The 15733-nt window shown below is 36.1% G+C and carries 11 protein-coding genes; 2 read left to right on the top strand and 9 right to left on the bottom strand.

The genetic code is table 11. The annotated features are described in order from the left end of the window. Positions 1-35: 35 nt before the first annotated feature. Both FTU38_RS04755 and sbmA read right to left on the bottom strand, forming a co-directional pair. The gene (locus FTU38_RS04755; protein ID WP_180110666.1) at positions 36-1007 is read right to left on the bottom strand and encodes a hypothetical protein; all 972 of its coding nucleotides are present in this window, start codon (positions 1005-1007) and stop codon (positions 36-38) included. Positions 1008-1472: 465 nt separating this feature from the next. After that, positions 1473-2669 (bottom strand): peptide antibiotic transporter SbmA, encoded by a 1197-nt coding sequence (gene sbmA / locus FTU38_RS04750; protein WP_180110665.1) that lies wholly within the window; start codon positions 2667-2669, stop codon positions 1473-1475. A gap of 459 nt (positions 2670-3128) precedes the next feature. On the opposite strand from sbmA, the gene FTU38_RS04745 reads away from it, so the two are divergent. Then, on the top strand, positions 3129-3323 hold the full coding sequence (locus FTU38_RS04745) for a hypothetical protein (RefSeq protein ID WP_180110664.1): 195 nt from the start codon (positions 3129-3131) through the stop codon (positions 3321-3323). 151 nt (positions 3324-3474) lie between these two features. On the opposite strand, the gene FTU38_RS04740 is transcribed toward FTU38_RS04745, so the two are convergent. The 3 genes from FTU38_RS04740 to FTU38_RS04730 form a co-directional block, all read right to left on the bottom strand. Continuing rightward, complete coding sequence (locus FTU38_RS04740) at positions 3475-6438, bottom strand: type I restriction endonuclease subunit R (RefSeq protein ID WP_180110663.1); 2964 nt, start codon at positions 6436-6438, stop codon at positions 3475-3477. A 213-nt stretch (positions 6439-6651) separates the two neighbouring features. Next, positions 6652-7911 (bottom strand): restriction endonuclease subunit S, encoded by a 1260-nt coding sequence (locus FTU38_RS04735; protein ID WP_180110662.1) that lies wholly within the window; start codon positions 7909-7911, stop codon positions 6652-6654. After that, positions 7911-9479 (bottom strand): type I restriction-modification system subunit M, encoded by a 1569-nt coding sequence (locus tag FTU38_RS04730; protein ID WP_180110661.1) that lies wholly within the window; start codon positions 9477-9479, stop codon positions 7911-7913. Before FTU38_RS04730 ends, FTU38_RS04735 begins: the two co-directional genes overlap by 1 nt. A gap of 345 nt (positions 9480-9824) precedes the next feature. Here FTU38_RS04730 and FTU38_RS04725 point away from each other — a divergent pair, with 345 nt between their 5' ends. Further along, positions 9825-10556 (top strand): Fic family protein, encoded by a 732-nt coding sequence (locus tag FTU38_RS04725; protein WP_180026592.1) that lies wholly within the window; start codon positions 9825-9827, stop codon positions 10554-10556. Between the two features lie 1092 nt (positions 10557-11648). Here the strand turns inward: FTU38_RS04725 and FTU38_RS04715 are convergent. The 4 genes from FTU38_RS04715 to FTU38_RS04700 all read right to left on the bottom strand — a co-directional run bounded on the left by FTU38_RS04715 (position 11649) and on the right by FTU38_RS04700 (position 15701). After that, positions 11649-12932: a tetratricopeptide repeat protein gene (locus FTU38_RS04715; RefSeq protein ID WP_180026591.1), complete on the bottom strand. Its 1284-nt coding sequence runs from the start codon at positions 12930-12932 to the stop codon at positions 11649-11651. 15 nt (positions 12933-12947) lie between these two features. After that, on the bottom strand, positions 12948-13502 hold the full coding sequence (locus FTU38_RS04710) for a DUF2799 domain-containing protein (RefSeq protein ID WP_180026590.1): 555 nt from the start codon (positions 13500-13502) through the stop codon (positions 12948-12950). 73 nt (positions 13503-13575) lie between these two features. Further along, positions 13576-14238 (bottom strand): hypothetical protein, encoded by a 663-nt coding sequence (locus tag FTU38_RS04705; protein WP_180026589.1) that lies wholly within the window; start codon positions 14236-14238, stop codon positions 13576-13578. Positions 14239-14267: 29 nt separating this feature from the next. After that, positions 14268-15701 carry a hypothetical protein gene (locus tag FTU38_RS04700; protein ID WP_180026588.1) on the bottom strand — a complete coding sequence of 478 codons (1434 nt, stop codon included), beginning with the start codon at positions 15699-15701 and terminating at the stop codon, positions 14268-14270. Between the last annotated feature and the right edge of the window lie 32 nt (positions 15702-15733).

Genomic DNA, 15733 nt, shown 5'->3' with positions numbered 1-15733 from the left:
CTTATTTCCCCAAATGGCTTTTATCCTGTTGAGGTTTATTTCATACGATTCAACATATTTTTTGCCCCTGCGTGATTATAGTTAGTCGCTAAGTTTTGTAGGATGCCTTTGGCTCTTGCATTGGCGTTTGGATAACTTTTGCTATATGCAGGCACTGAGGTTAAGCATTTTGCAACGAGCATACCTGATTCAGCATAGGCTCTATTGGCATTTGCACCATTTAATTTGCCATAGCTATAAGCGCGCTGTGCATTATTACAAGCGGTGACTTGATTTTTTCCGGCATTCAGGTCACGTCGTGCATTCACATATAAGCGCATTTGTATCTGCTGCGATGTTTCAGCAACTGGTTTCACTACAGGTTTATTTTCCTGTTCTTTGGCTTTGATTTCTTTTTTAGTCTCTACTTCTTTTTTTGCTTCATCTTTTGTATTGCTCTTTGTCGTCGTTGCTTTGGCTTTGCTTGATGTTGCTTTTTTAGCAACAGCTTCTTCTTGTTTATTATAATTTTTGCGACGTTCTTCAGGTCCAATGATTGCTGTATACAAACTCACTAAGCGGGTTTCAGAACGGTCATTTAATTTACGCTCTGAAACGGGTTCAATTGCAACCATCCAGCGTTGTCCATCTGCCTGACTACACTGAAATACGCCTGTGCCCTGTTTTATACTGCTATAGGTCGCTAATAATTTACGACTCCATGCATTTTTGACTTGGTTCAAATTGCTTTTATTCAGTTGAATAAATTTGCCATTTTTGGCTTGGCAGTAACTGCTCATATTTTGCTTGGGTATAACTGATTCTGCTTCCATATTTTTCTTTTGTGGCCCCCAATCATAGACGTATTCTTTCGCCTTCCCATTTGAGCTATTTAGCCCTTTTTGATTAATCACTTCTTGTGGTGATGCATAATGATTAAATGAATTTGGGTTTAAACTCTGCATGGTTGTACAACCATGTAATGCAAATCCAATACTCCCCACCCATAAAATTGCCTTTAAATTCACAGCAAAAATCTCAAAAAATTCACCCTTAAAAAATAGCGTAATTTAGTGCCTTTCACAATTTTATAATCTTGATTTTATTTATTATTTTTATAAATTTAATCACTAAAATCGTACACGTTTGAGATGTGTGCATATGTTGTTAATTTTAATTTGATGAATTTCACATTTTATTTAAGTGTATTTGTTTATCCTTGGTGAACGGTCATCATCGTTCCCTTTTAGGTTATTTCGCAAGCATTTATGTATCGCTATGTGCTTATCAAATCTGCCATCAGAACAAGCCTCTATTATTAATAATAATATAAAGCTGGGCCTATCCATGATTCGAGCGACAATATGGAATCGAGTAAAAAAACAGCTCATCTAAAAATATTAATCTATTGATTTTATTGAAATATATTAACTTAAAATTAAAGTCATAAAAAAACCTGCATTTTAGTGCAGGTCTATTTTAAACTTATAAAATCAATTATTAATTTTTTCTTCAAATGCTCTTAAACGCTTATAAATAGAAATCAGTTCGATAATGGTTGTCCATGAGGAAATCAGGTATTGGAAGGAATCACGTACACGCCCAAAGACATTTAAAATTTGCATTAATATACCGAGCGTAATTGTTCCCGCAGCAATACTTGGAAACAAAATAAAATATCCATAAATATTATCCAGTTGCATGTACCAAATACGAACCAGATTGAAATAAGCGTAGTGGAAATACAGTCTAAAATAATTAAAACGAACTTTAGTAAATAATTCTTTTAATGTGAAAGGGTCTGCTCGATCTGCATGATCTTCACCATAAACTAACTCTTTACGATATGCCGCTTCGACTTTTTGATTATTAAACTCCAAACCCGGTAGTTTATAACCCACCAGCATTAAAATAACCGTCCCTAAAACCGCCCAAAGGACTGCCGCCCAAACCAATGCATAGGCGATTTCCCCCACGACAGGTAATTTCTTTACATGAGTTGATAAAGTTAGCAGCACAGGTAGAAATGCAATTAAGGTCATCACCGATTCAACTAAGCTAACCCCAAGTCCTTCTGTGGTTTTTGCAAAGCGCATCGTGTCTTCTTGAATACGCTGTGAGGCACCTTCGATGGTTCTCAGTTTTTCCCAATGCGCAGTATAAAAGTCATTCATTGCAGTACGCCAACGAAAAACATAATGACTGACGAAAAACAGGTTCAATACAGCCAGTGTGACATACACCATGGCCACATAGAGAAAAGTCAGTATCTCAGAATATAGCATCGTCACTTCGCCCCCACCACCTGAAAGCATTTTCTGGATCAGGTCATAGAATGGGTTATACCAAGCATTGATCACGACATTACATTCCACACTAAACCAAACATTAAATAGAATAAGTGCGGTTCCCCACACTGACCATCGCTGCCAAGGATTATCTGATTTAATCTTCCAAAAGGCTGCAAAAAGCGCCGTTGCTACAAAAAACCAAGCATAGAACCATAAAAATTTGGGGCTCCAAAATCGGCTAATACCAATAGGCAATTCTGCTTGATGATAATTTGCAGCTAAGCCGAACATCGTACCCCAACTATTACCACCGTTATACCACAAGGCAATATTGATCACGAACCATAGAAGGAATGATCCAAAAAACCATTTTGGATTTGGAAAAAAAGATTTAAACATTAGTCCTACATTTCCCTGAATCTTTGTTTTTAGTTTGAGTTGCTGATGATAAGTTTTATTTCATTAAATTTCTTGTTCAGATTGAATATTTAACGCTGTTTAATCTGAAATTTAACAATCAAATACAAGACGACACATCATTCTGTTAGCTTAAGCATGAAAACTGAAGTTCACCTTAAATTCATTATTAATCATGCCCTTTTGATGATCTGGTCATTGTTTGTGGAACAAAAGACGCATCTTAGGACATATAATTACAGTTAAAAAGATTGTCATATTTTAAAATTATTTTTGATATCAATAGATTAAAAACCCATAATTTATTTAACCATTATTTAAACTTAAGTTATGGAATTCTCTAAAATATTTTCTGCGATGTAGCTCACGTCATTTACAAAACATGTTTCTTCACCAATAATATGCTAAGTTCAATTAATAACCTATGCTTGGGGAAGTAAAATGGAAAGTGCAATTGTTGAATTACTCAAACCAATTACATTAAATAAAGAAAATTGCAGTCCTTTGGTTTTTGAAACTGGTACCGTTCTAAAAGTGATTATGAAAACGCCAGAAGGCCTTTTGGTAAGTAATGATGACAAATTTAACTTTATGATTTCATTGAAAGATAAGAATGAAGTTTGGCGCGAAATTTAAATTTCGCCTCACTTTGTGATTTGTTTTTAAATCATATTTATTCTAAGAAATTTAATCATACAATTATTGAATAAACAGGATAAGGTTCTTAAATTCCATAAAAAAAGAACCCTCCTTTTAAGCAAATATTTTTCATAACTTAGCTTAACGTTTAAATCCGTAAATCATATTTTCCTAAAATCGCATTGGTTTTCTGATGCAATCCCTCAAAATAGACTTTACTCACCAGTGCTGAAGGCTTGGTTTTTGGTAATGGCCGAATTTCATGTGCGTGCGGAAAACGTTCAGTAAAATCAAATCGTTGAACCACTTTTTTAAATTCATCAATCACAAGATTTTCATCTTTACAAAAGACATCATAGGCTTGCTGTTTTTCTGCATCCCAAAACTGCTTAAATGCATCTTGAACACTTTGGCCATTCAGCATTCGTGGTATTTGTTCATCAATAAATTTCTGAATCAAATCCATTTTTTTATACATTTTTCGGTCATTACTGAGTAAAGATTGGAGTTGTTGCTGCTGTTTCGCTCTTTGAATCGAGGACGGTGGCGCAGCAGCAATCATATTTAATAATGTATAAATATAATCCTGATTTACATAATCACTAATAATAAAATCTAAAGCAAAATTCACGTCACGTAGCACTGAATCTTTTTCAACCGCTGTACCTTTATTTATTCTGTCATACAAATCTTTATATTTAGATTTATAGTCCTCAAGTTCTTGCGGCACTATAACTGCTTTATCAACATCAAAGTCTGTATACATTTTCAGTTGTGAATGTAGACGAATCACATCACGAAAAGCTTGAATAAACTGCAACTGCTGACTTTCGAGTTTTAGATCATCTACTGACTGACACTCAGGTGTTATTTTTCTTAATTCACTAACACACTTATTAAATTCAGCTAATTGTTGATCCAATGGTGGCACAATCACTTGTTCAAAATTTTGGTCGTCTGCAAAAGTAGAAAGAGCTTTATCTGTTGCCTGCTTTAAATTTCTAAAACACACGACATTACCAAAAGCTTTAGTTGGTTTATAAATACGGTTTGTACGCGAAAAAGCCTGAATTAAACCGTGATATTTTAAGTTTTTGTCGACATAAATCGTATTAAGTGGCAATGAGTCAAACCCTGTCAGGAACATATTCACCACCAACAGCAAGTCAATTGGTGGCCCTTTAAGCTCCCCAACTTCTTTAGGTGGTTTAGGTACTTTGAAGTACTTAACTCGATCACCTAGATTTTTATAATATTCATAAAATCCTTCGTCGCAGTTATAGCTAGTCAGATGGCGTGTATTGAATTCTGCAATGATCCGTTCAAGTTGTGCTTTACGCCCCATATCAACTTGACTCGGCTGTTCTAGTTCTTCTTCAGAAATCGTACCTGTTGTGGAGTCATTAGCGTCGTTTGTCGTATCCTGCGCTCCAAAAGAAAAAATCGTACCAATCACTAAAGGGGTATAAATTTCTTCCTTCTTGTCCGCTTCTGCAACCAACTCTGCTTGGACTCTGGTAAATATTTCATAATATTGAAGTAGGACATCTACTGAGCTGACACAAAACATTGAACAAAATTCGCGTTTTGCCGTTTTTTTGTCATGATTTTTTAAAATATAACGTACAATTTTTTCTAAGCGCTCAGGGTTGTCATACAGCTCTTTAGTATCGATGCCTTGTATTTTTTCATCACCTGCATTCACCTGATAAGCGGTAAATTGCCCCACATAATCAATTTGAAAAGGTAAAACATTTTTATCTGCTATCGCATCGACAATCACATATTTATGCAGCCGTTTAGGAAATAGAAATTCTGTGGTGTATTTCACCCCACCAATGCTTTGACAGTTCACAGGAAAAATAGGCGTGCCTGTAAAACCGAACATTTGCGCCTGCTTAAAGAAGCGTTTGATATTTTGGTGAGTATCACCAAATTGACTGCGGTGGCATTCATCAAAAATAAATACGACTTTTTTATCTGCCAAATCAGCGATCAACTCTCTGAATTTAGGGAGTGTAATTGCGTTATTCAGCTTTTGAATGGTCGTCACGACCAATTTATCTGTGAGTATATTGCTTTCATTTTTTCGTGAGTTCAGCCGTTTACCGATGAGCTGCTCAACCAATGTTTTGGTGTTGGTCGTTTGGTCTACGCAGTCGGGAACAAAGGCATTGAACTCTTTAGTGGTTTGATTATCTAGGTCTTTTCGGTCCACGACAAAGATAACTTTTTCTATTTCAGGCAACTGACGCATGATTTCACTGGCTTTAAATGCCGTGAGGGTTTTACCCGAACCCGTTGTATGCCAAATATAAGCATGATCGGTTGAGGTTTTCACATGCTGAATCATGTTTTCAACTGCATAGACTTGATAAGGTCGTAACACCATTAAGCATTCATTTGTTTGATGCTGAACGATGTATTTACTGATCATTTTCGTAATATGTGCGGCGTTTAAAAATGCTTCGGTAAATTTACTCAAATCATTAATTGCTTTGTTGTTTTCATCGGCCCATGGAAATGTAAAATCAAATAGTGGCGTACCGTGTGAATAATATAAGCAATTTACGCTGTTGCTAATGACAAAGAGCTGTATATAGCCAAACAAACCTTGTCCAGAGGTATAGGCATCTTTACTATAGTTATGCACTTGGTGAAACGCTTGTGCGATTTCTACGCCACTGCGTTTAAGTTCAACTTGTACTAATGGAAAACCGTTGATCAATAACGTTACATCAAAACGGCTGGTTTCTGTGCCACTCTCCCCGTATTGGACCGTCACTTGGTTAGTCACTTGAAAAATATTTTTTTCTGCATCATCACTTAAAAATCGCAGTGTTTGGGTCGTACCGTCATCATGTTTAAGCTGGTATGAACCACGCAATAGTTTGGCTTTGCCGAAAATCGTATGTTCACTGCTCAGGTAATTCCACACCTGTTCCCATTGCTCATGTGTGAGTGGTGCAGTCAGTGCATTAAATTTTTCTATTTGATTTTTTAAGTTTGCGAGTAAGGCTGCCTCGTTTCTGTACTGAACACGTTCGTACCCTAAAGTTGTTAAGTGCGCTATAAATTGGTTTTCGAGTTCAAGTTCTTTTTGGGTCGACATTTATAATACTGCTCAGTTTTTAACTATTGGTATGTATATCTTTTGATTCTAATAGATTTATTATATTTTTCAATCTTTTAAATTCATCAAATAAACATCTAAACTGATGATACAGATCACTGTTTTTTCTTTTAGGAGTCCTTCTGTACTTTCTTAAATAAAAAAATTCCCACATTTGAATAAATGCAGGAATTTTATAAAACCATATAACAATCACACAAACATTTGCTGTAACAAGCCTTTTTTCCACTGTTTGGCTTGTTCAATTTGCTGTGCAACGACTTCAATTTTTTGGTCAATACTTGTTAGAAAATTAGCGATTTTCGTTTGTTCTTTTATATTTATCGGCATATAGATTTCAAGATTATGCAAAGTAGATCCTTTTATTCCTTTGACAGTACCACCCGTAGCTTTTGATGCAATTAATAACTGAAAATCCTCAGACAAAAATTTCTGCTTAAGAAAAGCATTATTCAAAATTCCTTCTTTTCCACGATATTTAATCACTCGTTGTGCTAAAGCTATATCCTCTCTATCCACGGATGCGACATTACCTAAAGGAGCTTCAGTAGTAATTAATACATCACCTATTTTCGCCTGCCCTCTACGCATAACTTCTTCAAAATCATCCAAACAAATATATTCTCGCGAAACTTGGTAATCGATATAACCAGATCGAATGTTTTTTGCAGTAACCAATAGAATACCTTCATCAACCTTTTTCGGTGTTTTACCTCTATAGTCAACATAGTCAGCCACTTCAATAATTTTGTTATTTTCCCACTCCCCAAACTCACTCCCATCATCGGCTTTAAAACGCATTTGCAGGCTAAACAGTTTTTGCATCATGCCCTGTTTATATTGGCTCAGTAGTTCATATTTCTGAGTTAGTAGGTTAATCTTTTCATCCACAGCGGAAAGAAAAGAAGCGATTTTTGTTTGTTCTTCTTTGGATGGATAAGAGAATGGTAATTTTCGCTGTTCTGAAATACCAATATAAAGTCTTGTTGCGCCTGTACATAAAGCTAGCAGTTCATTCTGAAATATTGGTGTTTCAAATGTACTCTTTATAAAATCTTGGCTTAATATATTCTTGCTTAAAACTCGATAATAAGTTACTTGTGGAGTAAGCATGATATACGGTGTTTTTAATTCAGGTACTTTTGCAATATTACCAATCGTTGCTTTATGCGTAAGTAAGATATCACCCTCTAAAGAAAAACCTTTTCTTAGGTTATCTGCCTGTGACATTTTAATTTTTTTAGATTTATCTAAATGAACAACTCCATCTATGACATCAGTTGCCATAATAAATGGAATACCATCTTCAACGTAATCTTCTGAAGTAGGGTGAATTTCTCCATGATTGCCATCCATTGGCTTATCAATAATTCCTGCATCTACAAGGGCTTGAATATCAACTTTCAGCCATTCCCCATCAAACTCTTTAAATCGTAACTTAGGTGTTGCCATTACTTCACCCCCGTAAATGGGCTATTAATGCCAAGTTCTGCACAAAACTTAGTAATTTCTGCATCAGTCTTTTGACTTTCCACTTCTAAGGCTTGAAGCTGTTTCGCTATTGCATCTAAATCAATTTCAGCTTCCGCTTCAAAAGTATCGACATAACGCGGAATATTCAAATTGAAATCATTGTCAGCAACTTCTTGCAAACTTGCCACATATGCATATTTTTCAATATTCTGACGATTTTCAAATGCACCAACAATATTATCTAAATGCTCAGGCAAGAGCTTGTTTTGATTCTTTTGCTTATCGAACTCGTTGCTCGCATCAATAAATAAAATATTGTCGCTATGCTCACGGTTTTTCTTCAACACCAACACACAAGTCGGAATAGTCGTGCCATAGAAAATATTGGCAGGCAAACCAATAATCGTATCAATCACATTTAACTTTTCAATTAGATGCTTACGAATGTGCCCTTCACTCGAACCACGGAACAAAACCCCATGCGGCAGTACAATCGCCAAAGTCCCATTTTCATCTAACTGATAAAGCATGTGCTGTAAAAACGCCATATCTGCCTTAGAACTTGGAGCTAACTTGCCAAAATCACGGAAACGCGGATCGCTTAGGTATGACTCACTCGCAGACCACTTTGCCGAAAATGGTGGATTCGCTACAATCGCATCAAATTTCAGTTCCATATGCTGTGGACGTTTTAAAGTATCCTCCTGCTTAATTTCAAACTTTGAATAATGCACATCATGCAAAATCATGTTCATACGTGCCAAGTTATATGTCGTACGATTCATTTCTTGGCCGTAAATCGCGTCCACATCGCCGACTTCACGCTTTACACGTAGCAATAAAGATCCTGAACCACAAGTCGGGTCATATACACTGCGTAGACGTTCTTTACCTAAGGTGACAAGTTTTGCAAGCAAAGTCGAAACCATTTGCGGTGTATAAAACTCACCTGCTTTTTTACCAGCACCTGAAGCAAATTCACCAATGAGAAACTCATAAGCATCGCCTAAAATATCAGACTCAGTATTCGATAGATCAAAATTAATATCGTCCAAATGTACGATCACACGGCTAATCAGCTCATTGCGGTCATCAGGCGTATTTCCTAACTTGGTCGAACTTAAATCCATGTCTTCAAACAAATGCGAAAAATCATCTGCCGCATCTGTACGCAGCGTACTTTGCTCAATTGCCTTAAGGGTTTTAATTACATCATCCAAAATGTATTTTTTTGCTCGAGCCAATGTTGCCATACTATGGAACAATTCTTGTGGCGCTAAGAAATAGCCCATACTGGCAAGACATTCTTCACGAACAGCACTCAAATATGCTTGATTAATTTCAGTATCTTCAACCAATTCTGCAAACTTAATTTGATCAGGTGATAAAATTTCGTTGGCATTATTTTGAATTTTTTCAGACAAATATTTGTAGAAGATCAAGCCCAAAATGTAATCACGGAATTCATCTGCCCCCATTTTACCACGCAAAGTATTGGCAATATTCCAGAGTTGTTTTTGCAGTTCTTGAAGCTGGACTTGAGTCATTGTTGTACCAAAAAATGTTTTTAATTAATCATAAAAAAAGCCGAACCCGAAGGTTCGACTTTTTTGAATTTTGGTGGAGATGGCGTCAATTGAACTCAACTCCTAAGCTATTGATTTAGTGAACCATAAAGTCAATAGCGTTTTACCTGTACCCATTTTTTACCCAAATTAGATTTAGCGCATTGAATCACAAAATTTATTTTGTTCAAATTCATGAACAGGATTTGAAATGGTTACTGATTTTAACACGTATGCATTTAACATTAAAAGATATGTTATAACCTTCCTTTTTTATATTTGTTTTTTTCATGTATCATTCAAGAGTACAACTTCAGGGTGAAAGTTATGTTTGACAATATAGATGCTTTAAAAACAAAATTAGATCAGCATCGTCCTCTTTCTCCTGCAATTGTAAAAAATCTACAAGAAGATCTTATTGTTCGCTGGACATATCATTCAAATGCAATTGAAGGCAATACACTGACATTGCTAGAAACAAAAGTGGTTTTGGAAGGCATTACCGTTGGTGGAAAAGCATTACGAGAACATTTCGAGGCAATTAACCATAGAAATGCGATCTATTATGTTGAAGATATTATTCGTAAAGAAGAACCTTTTTCTGAATGGCAGATTCGTAATATCCATCAACTCATTCTAAAAAATATCGATGATGACAATGCAGGACGTTATCGCCAACAAAACGTGTTGATTTCAGGTGCTACGACTAACCCACCCGACTATACATTGTTGAATGATAAAATGGCTCAGCTTGTCGATTGGTACAATACTGAGGCACATAAGCTACATCCTATTGAACGTGCAGCTAAAGTACATGCAGACTTTGTAGGCATTCATCCATTTATTGATGGGAATGGTCGTACATCACGCTTATTGATGAATCTCGAATTACTTAAAGCTGGATATCTGCCTTGTGTGATTACAGTAGAAAATCGTTTGGCTTACTATGAAGCTTTAGATCAATGGTTGGCTTATGGAAAGACTGAAGCTTTTATTCAGTTGGTTTCTGAGGCTGTATTGGAAGGGTTTAAGCCGTATCAGGTTGTTTTAGGTATTTAGAGCTATCTAACTTACATTTTAATTTATTTGGATGGGATAGTGCACTCAGCGCGCACCATCTTTACAATTTAAATAATTGTTTATAATAAACATTTATAACCAACCAATGTCATTGTACCGCGAAAAATACCGCTAAAATTCAGCATCCTAAAAATATTGATGATGGCAATGTAGGAGGTTATCGTCAGCAAAACATTTTAATTTCAGGTGCTACGGTAATCCCCCTAAAAATAATAGGATCTAAAAGTAGAATTTTCTCTTAAGATACAAGCTGGAGATTCTTCATGAAAACATCTTAATATCCTGACAGTCATATCATGTCCATCTTGAAGCAAGCTGAATCTAGTACCCCCTTGTTACCATTTTTTGCCGAGAACATAGCATGTGTAAGGCGAGTTTTTAGAAATGGCGTGCTAAATATAGTGGTATGTATGCCTCATTAATTAAACGACTGAAAGAACCTATTCGGCCTGAGTAAGTATGATCATTAGATTACATGCCTGACCAGCTGAGTGATGGACGAAGTAAACGCTTGTTGAACATGATTGATGATTATCGGCATATAGGATTGGTGATTTAAATAGGGCTATCAATGCCTGTACTACGAGTCATTCGTACACTGAATTAGTTGCTTGAATGGCGAGATAAACCACTTGCAATTCACTATGACATTGGATCTGAATTTATTAGTGTTTGATTGGTTAACTGGGCAAAGTTGCATGACAAACGTATCGTACTTCAGCCTGGGAGGCCATAACAAAATGTGTATATCACAGGTTAAGATCGCAAGATCCCTTACAGTTTGGTATGCAAATATTTGTTCGATACATTTAAATAAGTACAAGACCATACAACAAATTGATTGTTATTCTATAAACATGAAAAATCATACAAAGCCAATGGTAACAAACGACCGTTAATGGCCACTTAACGTTTACTTTTACTTTTACTTTTACTTTTACTTTTACTTTTACTTTTACTTTTACTTTTACTTCGATTATTTATTGGAGAATTATCTAGAAGATGAAACAGCATTTTATGCTAATTCATCCTCCTCAATTCAAAACAAAATACCATTTTTAAATGTTTAGTTTAAAGCTTATATTCATCAATCACCTTTTGGGCTTCTTTAAAACCGTTTTGAGCAGACTGCTTTATCAACTGAACCCCTTTAGATTCATTTTTTGGAATACCTTCACCAAAATAATACATGATACCTATTATATATTGTGCTTGAGCATGACCAAGTTCAGCAGCTTTTGAAAACCATTTAAATGCTTCTTGATCATCTTGACGCTCCCCGGCATCTTCGCTGAAATAATCTGATCCCAAGGCAAAATAGGTCCGTGAAATATAGTCTTTTGCTCTTTCATGACCTTGAACAGAAGCTTTTTCAAAAAACTCTAAAGCTTTTATATAATCTTGAGGTACACCGATTCCTCTAAAGTACATGATGCCAAGATCAAATTGTGCTTTTGCATCACCATTTTTTGCATGATTTGCAGCAGATATAAAAAATGCATCACCATCGATAACTTTTCCTGCTGTATTTGCCACTGTCAGTTGCTTATATGGCATATCCCATGAACTTTTAAGTTTATCTAGTTTTTTTTGAGCACCTTCATGACCTTGTGCTGCACTTTTTTCATACCATTCTTTAGCTAAAGTTAAATTTAATTCTGTACCTTGACCGTCATAATACATTTCACCAAGTAAGAATTGAGCTACTCTGTTTCCATCTGTTGCAGCTAATGAGAACCATTTTAATGCTTCAGGTAAATCTTGTTGCATTCCCTGACCAGTATAATAACAAGTACCCACATTTGCTTGTGCCCCAGTATCACCTAATAAAGCTCCGCGCAGAAACCATTCACAGGCTTTTTGTTTGTTAACAGGCGTTCCTTCACCTTTGTAATACATGATTCCTAAATTAAATGGCGCAAACTTATGGTTGTGATATGCAGCACTCGTCCATGCTTCCAATGCTTTAACATCATCTTTTTGGATATATTGATTATTAAACGAGACATTTCCCTTATAGTAAGCATTACCGAGATTAAAATAATACTCACCATTAATTTTATCAACACGCGGCTTGACAACTTTTTCAACCCCTTTATGTAATGGTGAAAACATTTTTTCAATTCCAAGGGTAGCCATTTCACCAGCCTTATCAATACCACCTACAACTCTGGAATGAATTTCTTCGCTTTTTGTATTAGCTGTCACATAAGAAGGGAAAGTTAATACGAGTGATGAGAAAAGTAATTTTGCCTTTAAATATTTCATATAAATAAACCAATAATTTGAAGATTCTTTATGATCTAAAATAAAAAATGCAGTCTCTGTTTTTGAATCAGAAACTGCATTTTTCAAAGTTATAACTCACACTTAGTATTCAAAACTCGCTGTTCGCTTAAATTGCTGTATTTCTCGCTCTGCTAGATTATATTCTCGCTGAACTTGTCCCAGTTTATTACTAGCTTCGTTATATCTTTCGCGATAATACTTGCGCGACTCTTCTTTAAGATCAGAGCTATACATATTAGATTTTGCTGTAGCAATTGTATCTTCAATCGATTTTAAATTTTTATTCGCGTGATAAAACTTATTTGCCACATTGTAATAGGGTCTTAAATTATTTTGCATTTCCATTGGACAACTTTGATATGTTCCTCTACCTTGCAACGCATAATCAAAAATCGTTTGTGGATTACAATAATTTTTTAGACCTTTCTTATAACCAGTAGTATAGGCTTCTGTATCTAAAATCGCGTTGTGCTTCATACATGCTTGAGCACGCTTTTGCATGAATGAACCATTACCATTATAACCATCATTCTGCCCAATCAACGACCAGTTTGCTGAAAGACATTCATTTTTAGACATAATAGCACAGCCATTTAACATGACAACACTTGCCAACCACACCATTTGTAACTTCATTTCACCCTCAAATGTTTTGTTTTTTATTCAAAGACCTTCAACTCCCCATAACCCATTGAAGGTCTATTTAGATTTAAGTTAATGTAATCACACGTGTGTTGTTTGCAACTTTCACGCCATTCACAAGAACTTCTGTATCTAAGACATATCTTCCTTTTGATACACTCATAGGGAATTTCCAGCTAAATGAGTTTTCAAATGCCCCTGAGCCAAAATCTTGCTTATTGGTCATTTGTACATCCTTAACTAATTCACGAATCACTTTACCATTTGCATCTTTAAGCACCAGCTTTTCTTGTACACGCTGTAATGGCTCTGCGACCCCTTCAACTACAGTTAAATCGGATTTCACTGTAATACTTTGATTTGCTTGAATAGTCTGATTAGGAAGAACAACTGTTGAGTATTGTTGTATCCGTGTTTGTTGTGGCAATTGTCCTTTATTGGCTTGTTTATATGCCATTTCAACTTCAGCAGCGGACTTTTTTTGAATAGTGTGTGCATTAATCATTACGCACCCTGCTGCAAAAACTGCACCACCAATGGCAGCACCTGTTGCAGCATAAGTACTATCACCCACAGATGCCCCGATTGCCGCACCAAGTAATGCACCTACTGCTGTAGACATTCCAGTATTACATCCACCATTGGCTGACGTTGCCAATCCACCAGTACTTGCACAACCTGAAACGGCTAAGGCTGAACTCAGCATAGCAATAGACATAGATTTTTTCATTTTATTACCCCTCTTCACATTTCAAATGATTATTGAATTACCATATCGTCAAAGGCCGCTGACTCACCTGCTTCAGCCTGACGTAAAATACGTTTTGCTTGACCATTACTCGGGGAAGCAGACAATACTTCTCGAGCCAAAGATTTAGCCAAACCGTAGTTATTCGCATTTAATGCACGCTCTGCACGACTGAGCTGAGAATCAAAACGTGCTTCATTTTGACGCCGTGCCGCTTCTTCAGCTTTTTGACGCTCTTTTTCTAAAGCTTGTTGACGTTCTCTTTGTGCTTGTTCAACTTGTCGTTGAGCCTGTTCTGCTTGACGTTGTAGTTCTACTCGTTCACGTTCTGCTTGTGCTAAACGCTGTGCTTGCTCAACCTGATGATTGGTATTTTGTTGAGGTATGTTTTGAATAGCATCTTGTACAGCCTCACTTTCTAATGGAACTTCCTCTACTTCTTGTTCTTGCTGAAGATTATATTCTTCAATCATCGATTCAATTTGTGGCAGTAACTCTACGCCCCCCACAAGTTCTGAATCAAGCTCTAATGCAGCAAGCAATGTCTGATGTGCTTGCTCCAAGTTCCCAGCTTGTAAATATTCTTTCGCTAAAGTGAGCTTTTCTTTTGCAGAAGTTGCTTGTGCTTCAGCCGATACAACCAATTGAACAAAACTTGCATTGGTTTTACATTCTGCCTGGTTGAGTTTGATGATACTCAACGCACGCATTGGCATCTTTTCGCTCAATAAACTACTAACTTCTGCATTTACATTTTCACATGAATCTACCAAAGGCTCTTCATCTACAGAAATCGCTTGATCTGTATCCTTATTACCACTAAACATAATGACAATACCAATAAAAAATACGGCAAAAGAAATCGCGATATATTTAAAAATAGAGTTTTTGGGCTGTGGTGAATCTAAAGGTGTTTGCTGATTCATGCTTTTTGATGGTAAAGGACTTTCAACACTTGCCACAGATGACGTCTGTTCAAAATACTCATCTGGTTCATTGTCTTGAATTAATAAATCTTTTTGAGACTTTAGTTTATATTGTTCTGAGCTTAAAAATTCATTTGGGATTCTTGCTAAATGTTTTAAACGGACAAAAACACCTTCTTCCTTTTTAAAAGCATATCGATCATAAGTCCGCATTAACTCAAGAGATGCACCTACGACAATGATCCCGACTAATTCTTTACCCTTTTTCGTAATATGTTTGACCACAACCGATGTATCAGCAGCCTCATTATTTTGAGCTTCACTTAGTGTTTCACTAACCGTCGATTCTGGTAAGTCACTGACTATTTCTTGTGGAATAGTCGATGTTTCTTCTGGCTCTACAGGCAGAGTTTGAGCTTGAACGCTTTGTGCAACACTACAAAAAGGACAAAACTTTACTTTGAGCTGTAGCTCCTGCTTACATCCAATACAAGCTGTATATTCTTGCTGCTTAACCATTTCATTTAACCTATTACTTCTTTTTGTGTTGA

This window comes from Acinetobacter sp. YH12098 (assembly GCF_013419235.1).
Lineage (GTDB): Bacteria > Pseudomonadota > Gammaproteobacteria > Pseudomonadales > Moraxellaceae > Acinetobacter > Acinetobacter amyesii.
The sequence above is the reverse complement of the archived record's forward strand: the minus strand, read 5'-3'. Positions and strand labels throughout refer to the sequence as shown.

Excerpts from the sequence above, each read along its gene's own strand:
- sbmA (WP_180110665.1), bottom strand. The coding sequence starts at position 2,669 with ATGTTTAAATCTTTTTTTCCAAATCCAAAATGGTTTTTTGGATCATTC.
- FTU38_RS04745 (WP_180110664.1), top strand. The coding sequence starts at position 3,129 with ATGGAAAGTGCAATTGTTGAATTACTCAAACCAATTACATTAAATAAA.
- FTU38_RS04740 (WP_180110663.1), bottom strand. The coding sequence starts at position 6,438 with ATGTCGACCCAAAAAGAACTTGAACTCGAAAACCAATTTATAGCGCAC.
- FTU38_RS04735 (WP_180110662.1), bottom strand. The coding sequence starts at position 7,911 with ATGGCAACACCTAAGTTACGATTTAAAGAGTTTGATGGGGAATGGCTG.
- FTU38_RS04730 (WP_180110661.1), bottom strand. The coding sequence starts at position 9,479 with ATGACTCAAGTCCAGCTTCAAGAACTGCAAAAACAACTCTGGAATATT.
- FTU38_RS04725 (WP_180026592.1), top strand. The coding sequence starts at position 9,825 with ATGTTTGACAATATAGATGCTTTAAAAACAAAATTAGATCAGCATCGT.
- FTU38_RS04710 (WP_180026590.1), bottom strand. The coding sequence starts at position 13,502 with ATGAAGTTACAAATGGTGTGGTTGGCAAGTGTTGTCATGTTAAATGGC.
- FTU38_RS04705 (WP_180026589.1), bottom strand. The coding sequence starts at position 14,238 with ATGAAAAAATCTATGTCTATTGCTATGCTGAGTTCAGCCTTAGCCGTT.
- FTU38_RS04700 (WP_180026588.1), bottom strand. The coding sequence starts at position 15,701 with ATGGTTAAGCAGCAAGAATATACAGCTTGTATTGGATGTAAGCAGGAG.